The sequence below is a fragment of the Halopseudomonas xinjiangensis genome, from assembly GCF_900104945.1.
Lineage (GTDB): Bacteria > Pseudomonadota > Gammaproteobacteria > Pseudomonadales > Pseudomonadaceae > Halopseudomonas > Halopseudomonas xinjiangensis.
This window is the reverse complement of sequence record NZ_LT629736.1, coordinates 1,153,496-1,173,950: the sequence shown is the minus strand read 5'-3', so window position 1 is coordinate 1,173,950 and position 20,455 is coordinate 1,153,496. Positions and strand designations below refer to the sequence as shown.

The following is a 20,455-nucleotide window of genomic DNA, read 5'->3' as shown; positions in this document are numbered from 1 at the left end:
ATGAGGCCTGGCGTTGCCCCGGAGGTTACTTTTTCTTCTTGGGAGCGATGACCATCATCAATTGACGACCTTCCATTTTCGGGTGCTGTTCAACGGTGCCGTATTCAAGCAGGTCAGCTTCGACCCGCTTCAACAGCTCCATGCCCAGCTCCTGATGAGCCATCTCGCGACCACGGAATCGTAGCGATACCTTGGCCTTGTCCCCTTCAGATAGGAAACGAATCAGGTTACGCAACTTGACCTGATAGTCTCCCTCTTCCGTCCCAGGACGAAACTTGATTTCCTTGATCTGAATCTGCTTCTGATTCTTGCGCGCGACCGCCTGCTGCTTCTTCTTTTCGAAGAGGTGCTTGCCGTAATCCATGATTCGGCAAACGGGCGGGGCCGCGTCTGGAGAGATTTCAACCAGGTCCAGCTTGGCTTCCTCTGCGGCTGCCATCGCTTCCTGAATGGACACGACACCGATTTGTTCACCTTCGGCGCCAATCAGGCGTACTTCGCGCGCCGTAATGTTGTCATTGATCGGCGGGCGCTGTACGGCTTTTTTGTCTTGTCTCATCTCGCGTTTAATCTTTATAGCTCCGAATTCGGGCGGCCTCGTTGTGCGACAGCGCGGGACAGGAATTCGGAGAACTCGGCAACAGTCATGGAACCCAGGTCTTTACCCTCTCGCGTGCGCACGGCCACTGTGTGCGATTCGACTTCTCTATCACCTACCACTAGCAGATAGGGAGTCTTGTGCAAAGTATGCTCTCGGATTTTAAAGCCGATCTTCTCGTTTCTCAAGTCCGCTACGGCTCGATAACCCTTTTCATTGAGGGTTTTCTCCACTTCTTTGCAGAATTCGGCCTGATTATCGGTGATATTCAGCACCGCAGCCTGCGTCGGTGCCAGCCAGGCAGGGAAGTCGCCCGCGTAGTGCTCGATCAGAATGCCGATGAAACGCTCGAAGGATCCGAGGATTGCACGGTGCAGCATGACCGGCGTTTTGCGGCTGCCGTCTTCGGCGACATACTGCGCACCCAGACGCCCCGGAAGCATGAAATCCAGCTGCAGGGTGCCGCACTGCCAGACGCGACCGATACAGTCACGCAGGGAGAATTCGATCTTCGGACCGTAGAACGCGCCCTCGCCCGGCTGCAGATCCCACCGCAGGCCGGCCTCGTTCAGCGCATCTTCCAGGCCCTTCTCGGCCTGATCCCACAATGCATCGTCGCCTACGCGACTTTCCGGACGAGTGGACAGCTTGAGCTCGACGTCATCGAAGCCGAAGTCCTTGTACACCTGCAGGGTCAGGTCGATGAAGTTGGCGGCCTCGGACTTGACCTGCTCATCGGTACAGAAGATGTGGGCGTCGTCCTGAGTAAAGGCACGCACGCGCATCAGACCGTGCAAGGAACCGGACGGCTCGTTGCGGTGACAGGAGCCGAACTCGGCCAGGCGCAGCGGCAGCTCGCGGTAGCTCTTCAGGCCCTGATTGAACACCTGGATGTGGCCCGGGCAGTTCATCGGCTTGATGGCGTAGTCGCGGCTTTCCGATTCGGTGGTGAACATGGCGTGGGAGTAATGCTCCCAGTGGCCGGAGCGCTCCCACAGCACGCGATCGACGACTTGAGGCGTCTTGATCTCTTTATAGGAGGCGGCGCGCTGCACCTGGCGCATGTATTGCTCGAGCACCTGGTAGACGGTCCAGCCGTTCGGGTGCCAGAACACCATGCCGGGCGCTTCTTCCTGGGTGTGGAACAGGCCCAGGCGCTTGCCGATCTTGCGGTGGTCACGCTTCTCGGCTTCTTCCAAGCGCTGGATGTACGCAGCCAGCTGCTTCTTGTCGGCCCAGGCGGTGCCGTAAACGCGCTGCAACTGCTCGTTCTTGGCATCGCCACGCCAGTAGGCACCGGAAATGCGGGTCAGCTTGAAGGCTTTCAGGAAGCGCGTGTTCGGCACGTGCGGACCGCGGCACATGTCGACGTATTCTTCGTGGTAGTACAGGCCCATCGCCTTTTCGTCGGGCATGTCCTCGACCAGGCGCAGCTTGTATTCCTCGCCACGGCCGTTGAACACCTCGATCACCTGTTCGCGCGGCGTCACCTTTTTGATCACGTTGTACTCGGTGTCGATCAGCTCGCGCATGCGCGATTCGATCGCCGCCAGGTCTTCGGGTGTGAAGGGGCGCTCGAAGGCGATGTCGTAATAGAAGCCTTCTTCGATCACCGGGCCGATGACCATCTTGGCAGTCGGGTACAGCTGCTTGACCGCATGGCCCACCAGGTGAGCGCAGGAGTGGCGAATGATCTCCAGCCCTTCCTCGTCCTTGGGCGTGATGATCTGCAGCGTGGCGTCGTGTTCGATGACATCGCAGGCGTCGACCAGGCGGCCGTCGACCTTGCCGGCTACGGTGGCTTTCGCCAGTCCAGCGCCGATGGATGCAGCCACGTCGGCTACGGATACGGGTTGTTCGAACGTACGCTGACTGCCGTCAGGAAGGGTAATAACGGGCATGTGCCGCTCCTTCTCAGTGGTGACCCCTACGCAAGGCCACGTGATGGATACTGCCATTCGCTGTGTACGGTGCAGTTCAGGCGGCACACGATCGCCGACAGCCCCGGTGGGCTACTGCAAGGTCGTCACGAATGACTGAGAGAAATGCCTGGCGACGTGCGCCCGACGGGAAGCGGAGCACTCTATCACAAGTGTTCTGGGGCTTGTAGCGTTGCGGTGGTACTGCGGTAGAACGGGATAGGTGCTCCTACCAAACTGGTGCGAATAAAGGTTCGTGCATCCTTCTTCGCGGCCGGGTCCGCTCCTACATCCCAAGGCGGGACCGTGCGTGCGTAGGAGCGCACCTGGCGCGAAGGGTTTTGTGCATTCTTCTTCGCGGCCGGGTCCGCTCCTACATCCCGGGGCGGACGGCACGCTCGCAGATGGTGAACTGGGCGGGGTGCGATCGAGCCTGCGCTATCAATCTCTGCGCGACGGATCCATCCGATACGCTTCGGGACCCAGGTCGGTTTTCTCAGCGTCATAACGCTGATACGTCCTGCGCTCGCGATCGTCCAGCTCGCGCTCCCGATCTTCGGCCGAGACTTCGTCATAGTCGTCATCATTGGTATTCATCAGATCGAGCGGCTCGCCCGGATCATCACGGAAACGGTTGAGATTGATACCGCCCTTCTCACCCGCATCCTGAATCACCGGGTTGTCGACCGGCTGCTGGGCCATCGATTCGTACGACAGGGTGCTGGCAACGGCAACGCCAGCAAGGATTACGATCAAGCGAGGCTTCATGATGGGCCTCCTATGGGTTGGCTGGGTTAGAAGTCCCGCAGGCGGCGGGTAACGTTGTCCTGATATTCCTGATATTCATCTCGATCGAGGCCGCGGCTGTTGTCAGCGTCGTAACGCTCGAACAACGTCTGGTCCAGATCCCGACCTTCAAGCGCATCGAAATCGCCGGTGTCGTAACCAAAGCCGTCGTGCTCGGCGTCGGTCTGCTCGGCCGGCGGCTCGTCACCGTCCGAGTGCTCATGGTGAAATTCGTCGAACTCGATCTCGCCGGAGCCGTTTGCGTCCAGATTCGAGAAATCCGGGCCCGTCGATTGGGCGTGCGCGCCGGCTGCGATAACGAGGGACAGCGCGATACCTGACAGCAAGGCGGTGGATAGCGATTTCATGGCGACCTCCGAATAGGATCCTATGCAGAATCAGACCCTGGGGATGGCGCTAGTTCCGATCAACTTGGTATCGCCCGTACCGTCTCGCTTCGCCTCATGCGTCGCTATCGAGTGGTTTGGTGCGATCGGGAGCGGCGCCTGCGTGCTTGCGATGGAGCCGCGTAAACGAAGCCGCGGATACGCCGTGGACCAGGATGGAAGCGAAAACCACCGCGCTCGTTATGTGCCAGAACATGGGGTCGTGGGTGTGCTTGTGGGCGAGCGTCGCGTAGTAGATGGCTGCGATACCGATCGGACCGAACCAGCCGAGAAAGGCAATATCCGCCCGATTGAAGGACCGGCCGATCAGTGGCATCAACGCAGCGAGCACCGGGAGCCGGCGAAATAGCAAAAGAGCCACAACCAGAATGACCAATGGCCAGCCGATGCCGGACCATTCGCTGAAAGGCAGACTCAACCCGAACAGGACAAACATGGGTAGCGTAAACAGCTTGGAAACCGCTTCCTGAATGTTTTCTTCCTCATGTTCCTCGCTGCGATCGCTGCAGAGGTTGAAGGTGAGGCCTGCGGCGAAGACGGCGATCAACGCATCGGAGTGAACCAGCTTTGCCGCGCCGAGCGTGAACAGCGAAAACGCAACGGTGTACCCCAGCATCGACTGATTCGCTACCAACCCGCGGCGGTCTGCTGCGGACAGCAGCTTGGCTGCAGCAAAGCCGACCAGCACGCCTATGGCCGTGGCGAGCAGTACGCCGACCACCAGGACATCCAACAGCCATTTCTGTGTCGTCTCCGCAGGTGGGTGACTCATGGCCAGGATGGGCAGCATGACGAAGAGATAAGCGAGACCGTCGTTAGCGCCCGACTCATAGGACAACCCGTCTCGAACCCGAAGCGGAAGGTACTTTTGGGCAAACTTGCCGGTCACCACGGAGCTGGCGACGACCGGGTCAGTCGGCGTCACAATCGCACCCAGCAGCAGCGCTGAAAGCAATGGCAACCCGAACACCAGCGCAATGCCGGACGACAGCAACCACATCCCCAGCATGCCGAGGATCAGTAGCAGCGAAACAGGCCGCAGGAGCAGTCTGACGCTGTCCCGATCGAGTCGCAGCGCGATCCCCATCAAGCCGATGGCAAGCGTAAGCCGCGCGGCCTGCTCGAGGATCACCATGGGGTCGCCCCACTTGGCGATATCCAGCAACCCTGCTCCATAGGGCCCCGCAAAGATGCCGATGGTCATGGCCAAAATCGGTTCGGACACGACGCTGCGCTTGATGAGGCCCGACAGCAGCGCGATCAGGATCGCGGCGAACCCGAAAATGGCGAGACTCATGTTCAGTTCGTACATTGCGTCATCCCCGAGTCGTTATTTGTAACTGCGAGCCGGTTCGCTGCTGTTTGGTTCCTTGAGCGTGCGATGCAGCTCGACTGCCAGTCGCGGCATCGGATCATTGGACGCCAGGCGCGGCAGTTGTGGGGAAACGTCCGCGTCGGCGGGCAGAATGAAGCGGTGCGGGGTGCGAACTGAGGCAGAACGGGACTTAGCGGGGTCCGCTTAGCGCGGCTAGCGAATAAAAAAGGGCGACCCTTTCGGATCGCCCTTTTTTGTCCCGTGCAGTGCGGGAATGTTTGGTAGGCACGATTGGATTCGAACCAACGACCCCCACCATGTCAAGGTGGTGCTCTAACCAACTGAGCTACGTGCCTGCAATGGCCGCGAACTTTACGCACGGCTCGGAACCTTGTCAAGCGTAACTGACTGAAAAAATACGATTTAAATGGGTGGGCGGGCAAGGCGCCAGGATTGGTGCGGGCTGCAGTGGCGAAGCCCATCGCGTCGAGCGCGGCGCGCCTACCGTATGGAGCCGGGCCCCACCTACACGTTCTGTAGGAGCGGTCATGACTGCGAAGGAGAATCCGCAAAACCCTTCGCGCCCAGGTGCGCTCCTACAGGCGATTCCACCGCGGATGTCGGAACGGGCGGGGCCGCGTAGAAGAAGCCGCGGAGGCATGCGCTCCGCAAGTTTCCCGCAGGGTCGTGACGTGGGAGCGTCGCCCCCGGCGCGATCGGTCGAAGACCAGGCGGCATTTGCCGCCCCGGTCAGACCTTTTTCAATTGATCGCGCAATTTGGTGATTTCGTCCCGAATCCCTGCCGCCGCCTCGAATTCCAGATCCCTTGCCGCCTGGAACATCTTTTCCTCGAGCTGGCGAATCCGTTTGGTGATCTCGGAGGGTGAGCGCAGCGTGACAGCGTACTCGCCGCCCTCTTCTGCCGCCTGGGCTTTCTTGCGTTTGTTCGAGCGGCTACCCGGCACCACCGCGCCTTCCATGATGTCTGCGACGCTTTTGGTGACACCCTTTGGCGTGATGCCGTGCTCAAGGTTGAACGCGATCTGCTTTTCACGACGACGCTCGGTCTCGTTGATGGCCCGCTCCATGGAGCCGGTCATCTGATCCGCATACAGGATCGCCTTGCCGTGAAGGTTACGCGCCGCTCGGCCGATGGTCTGGATCAGCGAGCGTTCTGAACGCAGGAAGCCTTCCTTGTCGGCATCAAGAATCGCAACGAGAGAAACCTCTGGCATATCAAGGCCTTCGCGTAGCAAGTTAATGCCGACTAGCACGTCGAACTTACCGATGCGCAGGTCGCGGATGATTTCTACCCGCTCGACGGTATCGATGTCCGAGTGCAGGTAGCGCACCTTCGCACCATGATCGGCCAGGTAATCGGTCAGGTCTTCGGCCATGCGTTTGGTCAGCGTGGTGACCAGCACCCGCTGGTTCTCCGCGACGCGCAGGCTGATCTCGGACAGCAGGTCGTCGACCTGAGTACGCGCTGGCCGTACTTCGATGAGCGGGTCGACCAGACCGGTCGGGCGGACCACCTGCTCTACCACCCGTCCGGCATGTTCTGCCTCGTACGGGCCAGGCGTCGCCGAAACGAAGATGGTCTGCGGCGAGATCGCCTCCCACTCGTCGAAGCGCATCGGGCGGTTATCCAATGCCGAAGGCAGGCGGAAGCCGTACTCGACCAGAGTTTCCTTGCGTGAACGGTCGCCCTTGTACATGGCGCCGACCTGCGGCACGGATACGTGAGACTCGTCGATGATCAATAGCGCGTTGGCCGGCAGATAGTCGTACAGCGTCGGCGGCGGCAGACCCGATGGGCGCCCGGACAGATAGCGCGAGTAGTTCTCGATGCCGTTGCAATAACCGAGCTCCATGATCATCTCGATATCGAACCGGGTACGCTGCTCCAGGCGCTGCGCCTCGACCAGCTTGTTGTTCGCGTGCAGATACTCCAGACGCTCCTTGAGCTCGACCTTGATCTGCTCGACGGCATCCAGAAGATTCTCACGTGGCGTCACATAATGTGATTTGGGGTAGATAGTTGTGCGCGGAACCTTACGTAAAACCTCACCGGTCAGCGGATCGAAAAAGCTGATGTTCTCGACCACATCATCGAACAGCTCGATACGAATCGCCTCGAGATCCGATTCAGCCGGAAACACGTCGATTACGTCGCCTCGCACGCGATACGTGGCCCGCGCCAGCTCCATGTCGTTGCGCGTGTACTGCAGCTCGGCGAGACGCCGCAACATGGTGCGCTGGTCTAGCTGATCGCCGCGGCTGATGTGCAGCACCATGCGCAGGTAGGACGACGGGTCACCCAGACCATAGATAGCTGAAACGGTCGCGACGATGATCGCATCCGGCCGCTCCAGCAATGCCTTGGTCGCCGAGAGGCGCATCTGCTCGATGTGATCGTTGATCGAGGCGTCCTTCTCGATGAAGGTATCGGAGGACGGCACATAGGCTTCCGGCTGGTAATAGTCGTAATAGGAAACGAAATACTCGACCGCGTTGTTCGGAAAGAACTCGCGAAACTCGCCGTATAACTGAGCGGCCAGCGTTTTGTTAGGCGCCATGATGATCGCCGGGCGCTGTACCTGGCTGATGACATTGGCGATGGTGAAGGTCTTGCCGGAGCCGGTCACACCCAGCAGCGTCTGGTGCGACAGCCCCGCTTCCAGCCCTTCCACCAGTTGATGGATGGCTACGGGCTGATCACCTGCCGGCTTGAACCGGGTTTGCAACTTGAACTGGCTCATGAGTACCGCTTCTGCCTCTTGATTGCGTGCCCCCAGCATAACACTGGCACCTGTGACCATCAGAGTGGTGGCCGCGTCGGATGGTTTCAAGGGTCCACTGCGCCACTCGCATCGCCTGTTCGGTACGTCTATAATGTGCGGCCGCAAGCGCATTCGCCGACACCTTCACATTCACCTGTCTCGAGTACCCCCGATACCATGAGTCTGTTCTTCCCTGTCGAAATGGCCCCACATGATCCGATCCTGGGCCTGAACGAAACCTATAACGCCGATCTGCGCGCGGAAAAGGTCAACCTGGGCGTGGGGGTGTATTACGACGAAGCAGGCAAGGTGCCTTTGCTGCGCGCCGTACAGGCCGCCGAAGAAGCACGCGTCGCCGAGCATGCGCCGCGCTCCTATCTGCCGATCGAAGGTCTGGCGCCGTACGACCTGGCCGTGCAGAAGCTGCTGTTCGGCACCGAGTCGTCGATCGTCGAATCAGGCCGTTTGATCACTGCGCAATCGCTCGGCGGTACTGGTGCGTTGAAGCTGGGCGCGGACTTCCTGTTTCGCCTGACCGGCAAGAAGCTGGTGGCGATCAGCGACCCAAGCTGGGAAAACCACCGCGCATTGTTCGAAGCGGCCGGCTACGAAGTCGTGACCTACCCTTACTACGACGCCGCGACCAACGGCCTGAACCTGAATGGCATGCTCGAAGGCATCGAAGCCCTGCCGGAAGGCAGTGTCGTGCTGTTGCACGCGTGCTGCCACAACCCCACCGGGGTTGATCTGGGTCTGGCTGACTGGGCGCGGGTGATAGATGTGATCCAGCGCAAGAACCATGTCCCGTTCCTCGACATTGCCTATCAGGGCTTTGGCGAAAATCTGCAGGATGACGCCCTGGCCGTTCGGCTGTTCGCCGAAACCGGCATGCCGTTCCTTGTGGCAAGCTCGTTCTCCAAGTCTTTCTCGCTGTACGGCGAGCGCGTTGGCGCGCTGACCCTGGTCACGTCCACTCCGGACGAGCGCGATCGCGTTCTGTCGCAGCTCAAGCGTGTGATCCGCACCAACTACTCCAACCCGCCGACCCATGGAGCCAAGGTGGTTGCAGCGGTGTTGAACAACCCCGAACTGTACGCCATGTGGGAAGACGAGCTGGCGGAGATGCGCGAGCGTATTCGCGGTATGCGTCAAGCTCTGGCCGAGAAGCTCAAGGAAGCCGGCGTCACGCAGGACGTCGATTACATCCAGCGGCAGCGTGGCATGTTCTCGTACTCTGGCCTGAACAAGGACCAGGTCAAACGTCTGGCAGACGAATTCGCAATCTACGCCGTGTCCAGCGGACGGATCTGCGTGGCTGCACTGAACTCGGCAAATATCGATCACGTGGCCAAAGCCATCGCGGCCGTAATGAAGGACGCCTGAGACCTGGGTCAAGCGCTGCGCCTGACGCAAAATATCCAGTGAAGACATTGACTTGGCTGGTGTTTTTGATAAAGTTCGCAGCGTCAATTCCGCGATAGCTCAGTCGGTAGAGCAAATGACTGTTAATCATTGGGTCCCTGGTTCGAGTCCAGGTCGCGGAGCCAATTGAAAAAGCCTGTGTAGCGATACACAGGCTTTTTTATTGCTTCGATTCAGGCTGCGACGCGCTTGATCGCTTCTTCCGCCTCGGCGCGGCCCTTCGCCGCCTCCGCTTCGCCCATGGCCTGCCCTTCCACGTAGACGAACACCACGTCGCTGATCCCGATAAAGCCCAGCGCCGTTCTCAGGTAGGGTTCCTGATGATCCAGCGGGCTGCCCTGATAGCGGCCGCCTCGCGCCGCAACGACATAAACCTTGCGGTCGCCGGCGAGACCGATCGGGCCGTTTTCGGTGTAGCGGAACGTCTTGCCAGCCGCCAGCACATGGTCCAACCAGGCCTTCAAGGTCGAGGTGATGCCGAAGTTGTACATGGCCGAGCCGATCACAACGATATCGCTGGCGAGGAGCTCCTCGATCAGTTCAGCGGACCGTGCCGCAGCCTGGCGCTCGGCCTCGGTTTGCGCCTCAGCCGGTTTGGTCCAGCCGCCCAGCAGGATTTCGTCCAGATGCGGCAGTGGCTCGATGCCCAATTCGCGGGTCACGATGCGGGCGTCGGCGTGTTGACCGCTAAGCGCCTGCACCAGTTGATCGGTGTGCTGGCGTGAGGCAGAGCCTTCGCGGCGAGCGCTTGTCTGCAATACAAGTATCTGTGTCATGTCATGTTCCTCTTCAGTGGATTCGATGAAGAGATGCTATGATCAGATTCACTTGTATAAAAGTACAAATATACGCTAAGAATGATCGATGTTATCGATGACAAGCTATTGTTCGGGTGTGCATGCTACGCGAGAGCGAACGCGGTTGATTTCCCGTTCGAACGCCTGGGTCACCGTGAGCTTCTCGCCCGCCTCGACCGTCAGGCGCTTGCGGGGTGGACGTTCAGGTCCGTTCTCGAAATACACCTCGCAACGAGCCGCCTGGTCGCCTTCGTTGATCAAGGTGATCGTTGCAACATTGCTGATGTAACCGGTCGTACCTTTGACATCGACTCCTTCGTTTTCCACGTTAAGGTCGATGGTGAAGGCAAACGCAGTGGCAGGCAGAAACAAGGCAGCCAGGATCGCATGGAATTTCCGCTTCATATCGATTCTCCGTATAGGCAGACACAAGGGCTAGTTCTATGAAAGCACCACGGGTCACGCTGGAGCAGTGGCGCACACTTCAAGCCGTGGTGGACAACGGCGGCTTTGCCCAGGCCGCCGAAGCGCTACATCGTTCGCAATCGTCGATCAGCTATACCGTCGCGCGCATGCAGGAACAACTGGGCGTGCCGCTGCTGGAGATCGAAGGTCGCAAGGCAGTGCTGACCGAAGCCGGGGCGGTATTGCTGCGTCGCTCGCGTCAACTGGTCAAACAGGCAAGCCAATTGGAACAGCTCGCTTGGAATATGGACCAAGGCTGGGAAGCGGAGGTTCAGTTGGTGGTCGACGCCGCCTACCCGACCGGCCGCCTGGCGAGGGCGCTGCAGGCGTTCATGCCGCTGAGCCAGGGCTGCCGGGTTCAGTTGCGCGAAGAAGTCCTGTCTGGCGTGGAGGAGTGTCTGCTGGCCGGGACGGCTGACCTGGCAATCTCGGGAATCAGCATCGCTGGCTACCTGCCGCAGCAGCTGAACGCCGTGGAGTTTGTCGCTGTGGCGAATCCCAACCATCCTCTGCACCAACTTCAGCGGCAGCTGACTCACGCCGACCTGGAAACCCATCTGCAGGTGGTCATCCGCGACTCGGGACGGCGCCAGCCGCGTGATACCGGCTGGCTCGGCGCCGAGCAGCGCTGGACCGTCGCGAGCCTCAGCACCGCGGCCGAACTCGTAGCCAGCGGACTGGGCTTCGCCTGGCTCCCCGGCCACGAGATCGCTCGACAGCTGTCGGACGGTCAGCTCAAGCCGCTGCCATTGCAGCAAGGCGCGAGTCGCTCCCACTTCTTGTATCTCTATGCGAACAAGGATCGGCCTCTGGGCCCGGCCACGCGGATCCTGGCTGACCTTTTGATTGAACATTCGATGACCGACGAGGGTTGAGGCTTCAAACCGTGCGGCGACTCTGTTAAGAATAAGCGACCCTGTAAAGGAACTGCTATGCCGCACCTTACTGCCAACGGATGTCGCCTGTACTACACCGACCAGGGCCAGGGTGAGCCCGTCGTCCTGATTCACGGCCTTGGATCCAGCACCCGCGACTGGGAGAACCAAACGGACGCTCTGTCCGAGCGCTATCGGGTAGTCTGCGTTGACATGCGCGGGCACGGGCTGAGCGACAAGCCGAAGGGCAACTATTCCATCAAGGGCTTTTCCGACGATCTTGTCTGCCTGACCGAAGCGCTGGATTTGCAGCGGCCTCACATCATCGGAATCTCGATGGGTGGCATGATCGCCTTTCAACTTGCTACCGACCATCCCGACATTCCCGCCAGCCTCACCGTCATCAACAGCGCTCCAGAAGTCCGTCCCAAGCGCGTGAAGGAATATGCGATGGTCGCCCAGCGCCTTGTCCTGGCGCATGCCCTGCCCTTGAGCGTGACTGCTCGCGGCCTGGCTCGGGTACTCTTCCCCAAAGCCGAACAACAGACGCTGCGGGAGACCTTTGAGCAGCGTTGGTGCGAGAACGACCGCAAGGCCTATCTCGCCTCGCTGCGGGCCATTATCGGATGGAGTGTGGTCGAGCGGCTCGATCGGATCTGCTGTCCGGTTCTGGTGATCAGCGGCGACAACGACTACATGCCCATCGAGCGCAAGCGCGAGTACGTCTGCCGGCTCGGCGACGCTCATCTGGAAGTGATCGCCGATTCCTGCCACGCCACGCCCGTCGACCAGCCCGAGCACTGCAACCGCCTGATACTGGACTTTTTGCGCCAATCCGAGTCTTCTAGGCAACCCCAACAAGAAATCACCGGAGCTTGATAATGATCAAACGCCTCGCCGCCGCCTGCGGCCTGTTCCTGCTTGCCACCACCGCCCACGCCGACAATCCGCGTGTCGTGCTCAATACCAACCTGGGCGAGATCGAACTGGAGCTGTACGAAGACAAGGCACCTGTTACGGTCGCCAATTTCCTTCGCTACGTCGAAGCAGGCCACTACGACAACCTAGTGTTCCACCGCGTCATTCCTGGCTTCATGATCCAGGGCGGCGGGTTTACCACGGACATGCGCCAGCGCAGCGTCGGCAAGCCGATCAAGAACGAGGCGGATAACAATCTGAAGAACGAGCGCTATACCGTGGCCATGGCACGTACTAACGATCCGGACAGCGCCACCAGCCAGTTCTTCATCAACCTGGCCAATAACGAGTTCCTGGATCGCACCAATAGCAATGCCGGTTACGCCGTGTTCGGCAAAGTCGTCGATGGCCAGCATGTAGTCGAAACCATCGCCAAGGTACCGACCGGCAACCAGGGGATGCACCAGAACGTGCCGCAGAACCCGGTGACCATCATCAATGCCAAGCGGGTCGAGAGCGACGCCGAGTAAGCGCGCAGCTCATGTAGGAGCGGGCATGACCGCGAAGAAGGAGCACGGACTCCGCTTTCGCGCCCAGGTGCGCTCCTACAGCGGTCCGGCGCACCCCTCGCCCTTGTAGGAGCGGGCATGACCGCGAAGAAGGATGCTCGGGGCAAACGGGTGGCAAAGCCCTACTGCTGCCTATACGGCAGGTAATTCCTCGCATCGTCCCGATAGGCTTCGATACCGGATCGCTCTCGCCTGAGAAAATCCGCCACCGCCTCATGCAATCCAGGCTGCAGCTTGTGCCAGGACTGCGTCAGGACGGGTTCGAATCCGCGGATCAGCTTGTGTTCGCCTTGCGCACCAGCATCGAAGCGGGAGAATCCTTCGGCTATGCAGCGCTCCATCCCCTGGTAGAAACAGGTTTCAAAGTGCAGCCGGTCGTATTCCTCCAGGCAGCCCCAATAACGGCCGTAAAGGGTGTCGCCGCCGGCCAGGAACAGCGCACCAGCCACGTCTCGGCCTTCGTGGCGGACGAATAGCAGCCGTACCGTGTCGGCCATCCCCGAGCCCAGCATGGAAAAGAACGCCCGGGTCAAATAGGGTTCCTGACCGCGCTTGTAGTAGGTCGCAGCGTAGAACGGGTAGAAGGTGTCCCAGTGCGAATCGTTCAGGTCCTGCGCGGTCACCCAATGAAAGCTGAAGCCCTGTTCAGCCACCGCCACGCGTTCCTTGCGGAAGTTCTTGCGCTTGCGCGAGCTGCACGCAGCGAGAAAGTCGTCGAAGGTTGCGTAGTCTCGATTGAACCAATGGAACTGACAGCCCAGTCTCTGCACCCAACCGTGCTGCTCAAGCGCCGGATTCTCGGCTCCGTTGTTGAATAGCAGATGCGCACCGGAAGCCTCACGACTCGATAGCAGGCTGTCCAGCCCATTCAGCAACGGTTCCGCCTGCGACGCGTCGCGCGCCACCAGGCGCGGTCCTTGCACTGGCGAAAACGGTACCGCCGCGACCAACTTCGGATAATAGTGCTGCCCTGCCCGCTCCCAGGCATCGGCCCATTGGAAGTCGAACACATATTCTCCGTAGGAATGCATCTTCCGGTAGAGCGGTAACAGCGCGTCGAGTCGGCCCCCTTCTCCTTGCAGAACCAGATGCGCCGGCGTCCAGCCCGTCGCAGGCGATACCGAGCCGCTGGCTTCCAGCGCATGCAGAAAAGCGTGCCTGAGAAAGGGATAGCCCGGCCCAACCAGCTCATCCCACGCTTCCGGCTGGACCTCATCGATCGATTCGAGTTGCAGTATGGTCATGCCCCTAGCATGCCACAGCGGCGCCGGAGCCGGAGAAATCAAAGCCATAAAAAAACCCCACCGGAGTGGGGTTTGAAGGAGCAGACCGGGCGCACCAATGCAGAAGCATCTATCCCCGGCAAGTCATCCTGACCGGCCGTCATGGCGGGCCCATGTCACAGTCGTGAAGCTTTGGTGACAGGCAATCTCAGAGTTTGCGAACGATTACGCTGCCGATCGAATAACCCGCGCCAAATGAGCAGATCACGCCATGAGTGCCGGCGGGCAGATCGTCCTGATGTTTGTGGAAAGCGATGATCGAGCCGGCCGAACTGGTGTTGGCGTACTCGTCGAGGACTACCGGCGCTTCCTGCTCGTTCGGATCCCGCCCCAGCAACTTGCGGGCAATCAGCATGTTCATGTTCAGGTTGGCCTGGTGCAGCCAGAAGCGACGGATGTCGCTGACCGGCAGGCCGGTTTGCTCCAGGTGCTGGCCGATCAGCTCGGCGACCATCGGACAGACGTCCTTGAACACCTTTCGACCCTGCTGAATGAAGAGCTTGTCGGGCTGGTCGGCGTATTGATCATCGGCGCGATTGAGGAAGCCGAAGTTGTTGCGAATGTTGTTGGAGAACTTGGTCAGCAGCTTGGTGCCGAGGATTTCCCACTGATATGCCGAGGTTGCGTCTTCGGCGCGTTCGACTACGACAGCAGTACAGGCATCACCGAAAATGAAATGGCTGTCGCGGTCGCGGAAGTTCATGTGACCGGTGCAGATCTCGGGGTTCACCATCAGCACGGCACGTGCCTGACCCAGCTGGACAGCATTGGCTGCGGCCTGGATGCCGAAGGTTGCCGAGGAACAGGCGACGTTCATGTCGAAGCCGAACCCTTCGATACCCAACGCTTCCTGCACTTCAACTGCCATCGCCGGATAGGCGCGCTGCAGATTGGAGCAGGCCATGATCACACCATCGATGTCGGCAGCGGTCTTACCGGCACGCTCAAGCGCCTGATTGGCCGCCTTGACCGCCAGCTCCGCCAGTACCGCCAGCTCGTCATTGCCGCGCTCGGGAATGTCCGGCTTCATACGGTTGATATCGAGAATGCCGTCCTTGTTAACGACGTAACGGCTCTTGATGCCGGACGCTTTCTCGATGAATTCGGTGCTCGAGGGAGCCAGCGGTGCAACTTCACCGGTAGCGATGGCGGCAGCGTTCTCCTGGTTGAACTTCTCGACGTAGGCATTGAAGCTTTCAACCAGTTCTTCGTTGCTGATGCTGTAGGGCGGTGTGTACAAACCCGTTCCGCTGATCACTACTTTCTGCACGGTCGGTCCTCTTTATGGTGTTGGCAATGTCGTTGTGTGCCGCCGACAGGTCAGGCGGCGCTCTCGTTGGTCTTCGCCCCGTGGATTCGCTGCTGCATCCAGGCCAGCACGAGGGGGAAATGATCCAGTGACGCCTGCGGGTGGGTGAGCAGGTCGTTGTGGCCATAATTGCGAGAACAGCCTGTCCCTTTCTGCAGCAGGATCAGTTGCATGTCATGCGGCCCGAATTCCCGGGCAAACGCCTTGACGTCATCAAACTGTCCCAAATATTTGTCATGTTTGCCCGCAAGATACAACCCCGCCGGCCATGACAGCTCTTCTAGCCGCAAAGCATAGTCGAATCCGTCCTCCAGATCACGCCATTCGGCGCCGCGCGACCATGCCAATTGCCCGGCATGCAGCGCCAGCGAGACATCATTGGAACCGATGCCCAGGGAGCGGGCGGGAATCAGACCCTGGCGCTTGCCCAGCGCCGGCATCACCTTGGCCCACAGCGTTTCGACCATGAGGCGATGTCGCCACCCTCCACGACGCGACACGCGCCGCGCAGCAAAATGGATGAGCCCGGCGACGCGATCGAGCCAGGCCGGTTGGCGGGTCAGCGCAGCGGCCAGGAGCACGCTGCCCCAGGCATGGCCAACGGCGAAGAAATGCTCCCCCGGGTGGTGGGCTTCGATCAGCTCAAACAGCGCTGGCATGTCCTGGCACACGATATCGTGTTGTGTGATCGAGACGCCCGGGGCCAGCCGTGGAGGGCTCGCGCCATGGCCACGCAGATCCGCCACAAAGACATCGAAGCCCGCTTCCGCCAGAAACACTGCCAGGCCTGCCCCGTTGCGCGGACAGAAGATGCCGCTGTCTTCAGCCAGGCCATGAATCATCAACACGGCAGGCCCGCCCGGATCGGTAAAGAGCCGACTGACCTGAAGCGCGAGCTCGTCGGTTACGGTGCACTGCAAGGTACTGACGTTGAGGTCGGGCACGATTGGTCCTTTGCGAAGCGAAATCTCAGTTTATCGACTGTCGCCGATTCAGGCTGTGATTTCCTGCCAAAGTTTTTGCAGCCGTTTGAGCGATACCGGCATTTTCGTCCCTAACTGCTGGGCAAACAGCGATACGCGGTATTCCTCGAGCATCCAGCGCCAGGTTTGCAGCCGTGGATCGACCCGCCCTTCCTGTCGCTGTTTTTCCAACCGCGCCGAATACTGCTGCCACAGATGCTGGATTTCATCGGTCCAGACACGATCGCGTTGTACCTGGCCCGGCAGCTTGTCCAGCCGCTGCTGCAGCGCGGCCAGGTAGCGCGGGTATTGCTCCAGCCACTCGCCCGGCACATCACGGACGAAACCACGATAAACAAGGTTCGCCAATTGCTCGCGGATGTCATTCAACGCGAGCGCCCAGGACAGATCGATGCGCCCCTTGAGCCGCTTTTGCACCGCGTGCCAATCCTTGAGGATGGTCAATACACGTCCTGCCAGTTTCTCCGTGGCCGGCACCCATTCGGCACGCCCGCGCTCGACACACGCAGCGAGCGACTGCGGATCGCGCGGCAGGCTTTCGAGCGGTTGCAGACAGACCTGATCGATAGCCGCGAGCAGTACATCATCGGTCAATTGCTGAACGGTACCGAGCTCCCGATAGTAGATGGATGCGTCCTTCAGCGCAGTGACCTTCTGCCGGAGAAACTTGGCCTGTTCCGGCATCGACTGCAACAGCAACCGCTGCACTCCGCGGCGGTGCGCTGCCTCGGCCTGGGCCTGGACGTCGAACAACTCCTCGACCACCGACTCGCCCTGGTCAACCCAGGCCGGCCAGAAGGTCACGTCAATGCCCGCCTGGCGGCGACTGACCTGTTCAGGCAAGGCCGCGGTACCGGCAGGTTTGGCATCCTGCTCGGCCTGAATGGTTACCGGTGCAGCGGCTTCGATCGGCTGACCAGCAAGGCGCGCACAGAGCTCGCCATAGTCGCGGCCCGAGGCGATTTCGCGCCCCTGCGCGTCAACCACTTCAATGCGCATCTTCAGGTGCGGCTCGAGGTCGACGTCTGCCCAGGCGTCTTCAGGAATACGCGCGCCCGTCATCCGCGTCAGCTCCCGGGCCAAAGCCTGGGTAAGACTGCCCTGCCCGAAAGGCATGCGCTCCAGCGCCGCGCGAACAAAATCCGGCACCGGCACAAAGTTCTTGCGCAGCGCCTTGGGCAAACCGCGCACCAGCGCCAGGCATTTGTCATAGATCAACCCGGGCACCAGCCATTCCAGCCGCTCTTCGGGCAATTGCCGAAGCAGCGCCGCCGGCACTCTCAGGGTGACGCCATCCGCCGGGTGATTCGGCTCGAAGTGGTAGGTCAGCGGCAGCGCGACACGCTCCCAGCGCCAGGTGTCCGGGTATTGTTCGGCAGTGACCTCGTTGGCATCACGCTGCAGCAGATCCTCGCGGGTCATGTGCAGTAGCCTTGGCTCATCCACGCTCGCCTTTTTCACCCAGCGCTCGAAACTGGCCAGCTGGAAGATATTTGCCGGAATGCGCGCATCGAAATAGCGATACAGCGTCTCGTCATCGACCAGAATGTCACGCTTGCGCGCCTTGGCTTCCAGTGCGTCGAGTTGCTCCAACAGCGTCTGATTCGCCTTGTTGAACGCAGCCTTGCCGTGCCATTCGCCGGCAACCAGAGCCTGCCGGATGAAGATCTCCCGCGCGATCACCGGATCGATCGGCCCGAAGTGCACGCGGCGCTTCGGCACGATGACCAGACCATAGAGGCTGACCTGCTCGTAAGCGATGACCTGGCCGCGCTTCTTCTCCCAGTGCGGCTCGCTGTGGCTGGTCTTGACCAGATGCCCGGCCAGCGGCTCGACCCAGTCCGGGTCGATCTTGGCGGCGATGCGCCCATAGAGCCGGCGTGTTTCGGTCAGCTCGGCGACCATGATCCAGACCGGTCGCTTCTTCGCCAGCTTCGAGGAAGGATGGATCATGAAACGCCTTTGGCGCGCGCCCATGTAATCGCCGTCCTCGGTCTTGTTGCCCAGATGACTGAGCAAGCCTGCCAGTAACGACTTGTGCACCGGATCGCTACCGGCTGGCTCGTTGCTTGTCCTGAAGCCCATGTCGCGACAGGTAAGCAGCAGCTGCCGGTGCGTTTCGCGCCACTCGCGCATGCGCAGATAATTGAGGAAATTGCGACGACACCAGCTACGCAGCTGGTTCTGACTCATTGCCTGACGCTGTTCTTCGAAACCGCGCCAAAGATTGACGAACGCGGCGAAATCAGAGGCTTCATCCGCCCACTGCGCATGCGCCTGATCGGACGCCTGTTGCCGCTCGACCGGTCGTTCACGCGGGTCTTGCACTGACAGGCCACTGGCGATGATCAACAGCTCTTCCAGACAGTTCTGATTGACCGCTTCGAGTAGCATGCGTCCGATGCGAGGGTCGACCGGAAGGCGTGCGAGTTGACGCCCGACCTCACTGATCGCCCCGCTCCGGTCCACCGCAGCCAACTCCTGCAGCAGCGTGAAGCCATCGCTGATGGCGCGGCCTTCCGGCGGCTCGATGAACGGGAAATCCTCGATCCGGCCCAGGCGCAGGTGCAGCATCTGCAGGATCACTGCGGCCAGGTTGGTGCGCAGAATCTCCGGATCGGTAAAGGCCGGCCGGCTGTTGAAATCCTCTTCGCTGTAGAGACGAATGCAGATACCCGGCGCGACGCGGCCGCAGCGCCCCTTGCGCTGGTTAGCGCTGGCCTGGGATACCGGCTCGACCGGCAACCGCTGCACTTTCGAACGGGGGCTGTAGCGGCTGATTCGCGCCTCGCCCGGGTCGATCACATAGAGGATGCCCGGGACGGTGAGCGAGGTTTCCGCCACGTTGGTGGCCAACACCACTCGGCGACCGGAATGCGAGGCGAAGATTTTCTGTTGCTCGGCAGCGGACAGGCGCGCATACAGCGGCAGGATTTCGGTGTGCCTGAGATTGGCTTTGCGCAGGTATTCGGCAGTGTCGCGAATCTCCCGCTCACCCGGCAGGAAGATCAGCACGTCGCCCGGTAGGCCGCGCGTGGCCTTCTCGTGCTCGTCAATCTCACGCAGCGCAGCGAGGATGCCCTGGTCGATGCTCAGGTCTTCCTCGACGCGGTTGCCCTCCTCGTCCATCTCCGCAGACAGCGGGCGGTACCAGACATCGACAGGGAAAGTCCGGCCGGATACCTCGATGATGGGTGCACCGTCGAAGTGTTCCGAGAAGCGCTCCAGATCGATGGTCGCCGAGGTGATGATGATCTTGAGATCTGGGCGCTTGGGCAGGATGGTCCTGAGATAGCCCAGCAGGAAATCGATGTTCAGGCTGCGCTCGTGCGCCTCGTCGATGATCAGCGTGTCGTAGCGATTGAGGAACCGGTCGTTCTGCGTCTCGGCGAGCAGGATGCCGTCAGTCATCAGCTTGACCAGCGTGCTCTCGCTGCTCTGGTCGGTAAAGCGTACCTGATAGCCGACCGTTTCACCGAGCGGCGTGCCGAGCTCGTCCGCGACCCGTGCCGCAACGCTGCGAGCCGCGAGTCGGCGAGGCTGTGTGTGGCCGATCAGACCGTGAGTGCCCCTGCCGAGCTCCAGACAGATCTTGGGAAGCTGCGTGGTTTTGCCGGAGCCGGTTTCACCAGCGATCACCACTACCTGGTTGTCGCGGATCGCTGCGGCAATGTCGTCGCGCTTGGCGGCGATTGGCAGATTGTCGTCATAGCGGATCGGCGGCACGCTCTGACGGCGTTGTTCAACCCGTGCGCAGGAAGACTGGAAGCGTTCCAGCCATTTGCTCTGGGCGCCCGGATCGGGTTTCTTGCGAAGGTCGTTGAATTGCCGGGACAGGCGATGGCGGTCGGCGGCCATGGCGTGGCTGAAATCGGGTGCGGAGCTGTACGAATCGGTCATTTGCGTATTGTCCGGTGGCGCGGCGAGGCTGTCGAGAGGCAGGATGAGCAATGCCTTGCGTGGAAGCGCACCTGGGCGCGAATGGGTTCGTGCATGCTTCTTCGCGGTCATGCCCGCTCCTACAG

Annotated in this window: 16 protein-coding genes and 2 tRNA genes; 5 read left to right on the top strand and 13 right to left on the bottom strand. The window is 60.6% G+C overall.

The features are described from left to right. Nucleotides 1–25 precede the first annotated feature (25 nt). From infC to uvrB, 7 genes are all read right to left on the bottom strand, one after another. On the bottom strand, nt 26–577 hold the full coding sequence (infC, locus tag BLT85_RS05255) for a translation initiation factor IF-3 (protein WP_172829854.1): 552 nt from the start codon (nt 575–577) through the stop codon (nt 26–28). Continuing rightward, entirely contained in the window at nt 574–2,499 is a 1,926-nt protein-coding gene (gene thrS, locus BLT85_RS05250; RefSeq protein WP_093392168.1) for a threonine--tRNA ligase, read from the bottom strand. Before thrS ends, infC begins: the two co-directional genes overlap by 4 nt. 459 nt (nt 2,500–2,958) lie before the next feature. Next, the gene (locus tag BLT85_RS05245; RefSeq protein WP_093392167.1) at nt 2,959–3,285 is read right to left on the bottom strand and encodes a hypothetical protein; all 327 of its coding nucleotides are present in this window, start codon (nt 3,283–3,285) and stop codon (nt 2,959–2,961) included. A gap of 26 nt (nt 3,286–3,311) precedes the next feature. After that, nucleotides 3,312–3,671: a hypothetical protein gene (locus BLT85_RS05240; RefSeq protein ID WP_093392166.1), complete on the bottom strand. Its 360-nt coding sequence runs from the start codon at nt 3,669–3,671 to the stop codon at nt 3,312–3,314. A 94-nt stretch (nt 3,672–3,765) separates the two neighbouring features. Further along, a complete protein-coding gene (locus BLT85_RS05235; protein ID WP_093392165.1) occupies nt 3,766–5,022 on the bottom strand; it encodes a cation:proton antiporter domain-containing protein in 1,257 nt (418 codons plus the stop codon). A 282-nt stretch (nt 5,023–5,304) separates the two neighbouring features. Beyond that, a tRNA-Val gene (locus BLT85_RS05230) sits at nt 5,305–5,381 on the bottom strand. A gap of 394 nt (nt 5,382–5,775) precedes the next feature. Next, nucleotides 5,776–7,788, bottom strand: a complete 2,013-nt coding sequence (gene uvrB / locus BLT85_RS05225; protein WP_093397416.1) for an excinuclease ABC subunit UvrB — start codon at nt 7,786–7,788, stop codon at nt 5,776–5,778. Between the two features lie 198 nt (nt 7,789–7,986). Here uvrB and BLT85_RS05220 point away from each other — a divergent pair, with 198 nt between their 5' ends. Both BLT85_RS05220 and BLT85_RS05215 read left to right on the top strand, forming a co-directional pair. Then, nucleotides 7,987–9,192, top strand: coding sequence for an amino acid aminotransferase (locus tag BLT85_RS05220; RefSeq protein ID WP_093392164.1), 1,206 nt, complete (start codon nt 7,987–7,989; stop codon nt 9,190–9,192). A gap of 88 nt (nt 9,193–9,280) precedes the next feature. Continuing rightward, a tRNA-Asn gene (locus BLT85_RS05215) sits at nt 9,281–9,356 on the top strand. Between the two features lie 48 nt (nt 9,357–9,404). Here the strand turns inward: BLT85_RS05215 and BLT85_RS05210 are convergent. Both BLT85_RS05210 and BLT85_RS05205 read right to left on the bottom strand, forming a co-directional pair. Next, nucleotides 9,405–10,007 (bottom strand): FMN-dependent NADH-azoreductase, encoded by a 603-nt coding sequence (locus tag BLT85_RS05210; protein WP_093392163.1) that lies wholly within the window; start codon nt 10,005–10,007, stop codon nt 9,405–9,407. 105 nt (nt 10,008–10,112) lie between these two features. Further along, nucleotides 10,113–10,433: a hypothetical protein gene (locus BLT85_RS05205; RefSeq protein WP_093392162.1), complete on the bottom strand. Its 321-nt coding sequence runs from the start codon at nt 10,431–10,433 to the stop codon at nt 10,113–10,115. A gap of 38 nt (nt 10,434–10,471) precedes the next feature. Between BLT85_RS05205 and BLT85_RS05200 the strand changes: the two genes are divergently transcribed. The 3 genes from BLT85_RS05200 to BLT85_RS05190 are packed head-to-tail and all read left to right on the top strand — an operon-like array spanning nt 10,472 to nt 12,816. Beyond that, nucleotides 10,472–11,368 carry a LysR family transcriptional regulator gene (locus tag BLT85_RS05200; RefSeq protein WP_093392161.1) on the top strand — a complete coding sequence of 299 codons (897 nt, stop codon included), beginning with the start codon at nt 10,472–10,474 and terminating at the stop codon, nt 11,366–11,368. Nucleotides 11,369–11,425: 57 nt separating this feature from the next. Then, nucleotides 11,426–12,247, top strand: coding sequence for an alpha/beta fold hydrolase (locus tag BLT85_RS05195; protein ID WP_093392160.1), 822 nt, complete (start codon nt 11,426–11,428; stop codon nt 12,245–12,247). A 2-nt stretch (nt 12,248–12,249) separates the two neighbouring features. Continuing rightward, the gene (locus BLT85_RS05190; protein WP_093392159.1) at nt 12,250–12,816 is read left to right on the top strand and encodes a peptidylprolyl isomerase; all 567 of its coding nucleotides are present in this window, start codon (nt 12,250–12,252) and stop codon (nt 12,814–12,816) included. A gap of 161 nt (nt 12,817–12,977) precedes the next feature. Here BLT85_RS05190 and BLT85_RS05185 read toward each other — a convergent pair whose 3' ends face one another. The 4 genes from BLT85_RS05185 to hrpA form a co-directional block, all read right to left on the bottom strand. Further along, nucleotides 12,978–14,099, bottom strand: a complete 1,122-nt coding sequence (locus BLT85_RS05185; protein WP_093392158.1) for a GNAT family N-acetyltransferase — start codon at nt 14,097–14,099, stop codon at nt 12,978–12,980. 187 nt (nt 14,100–14,286) lie between these two features. Beyond that, nucleotides 14,287–15,408, bottom strand: a complete 1,122-nt coding sequence (locus BLT85_RS05180) for a beta-ketoacyl-ACP synthase III (protein ID WP_093392157.1) — start codon at nt 15,406–15,408, stop codon at nt 14,287–14,289. Nucleotides 15,409–15,458: 50 nt separating this feature from the next. Next, the gene (locus BLT85_RS05175; protein ID WP_093392156.1) at nt 15,459–16,391 is read right to left on the bottom strand and encodes an alpha/beta fold hydrolase; all 933 of its coding nucleotides are present in this window, start codon (nt 16,389–16,391) and stop codon (nt 15,459–15,461) included. A gap of 48 nt (nt 16,392–16,439) precedes the next feature. Beyond that, a complete protein-coding gene (hrpA, locus tag BLT85_RS05170; RefSeq protein ID WP_093397413.1) occupies nt 16,440–20,330 on the bottom strand; it encodes an ATP-dependent RNA helicase HrpA in 3,891 nt (1,296 codons plus the stop codon). Between the last annotated feature and the right edge of the window lie 125 nt (nt 20,331–20,455).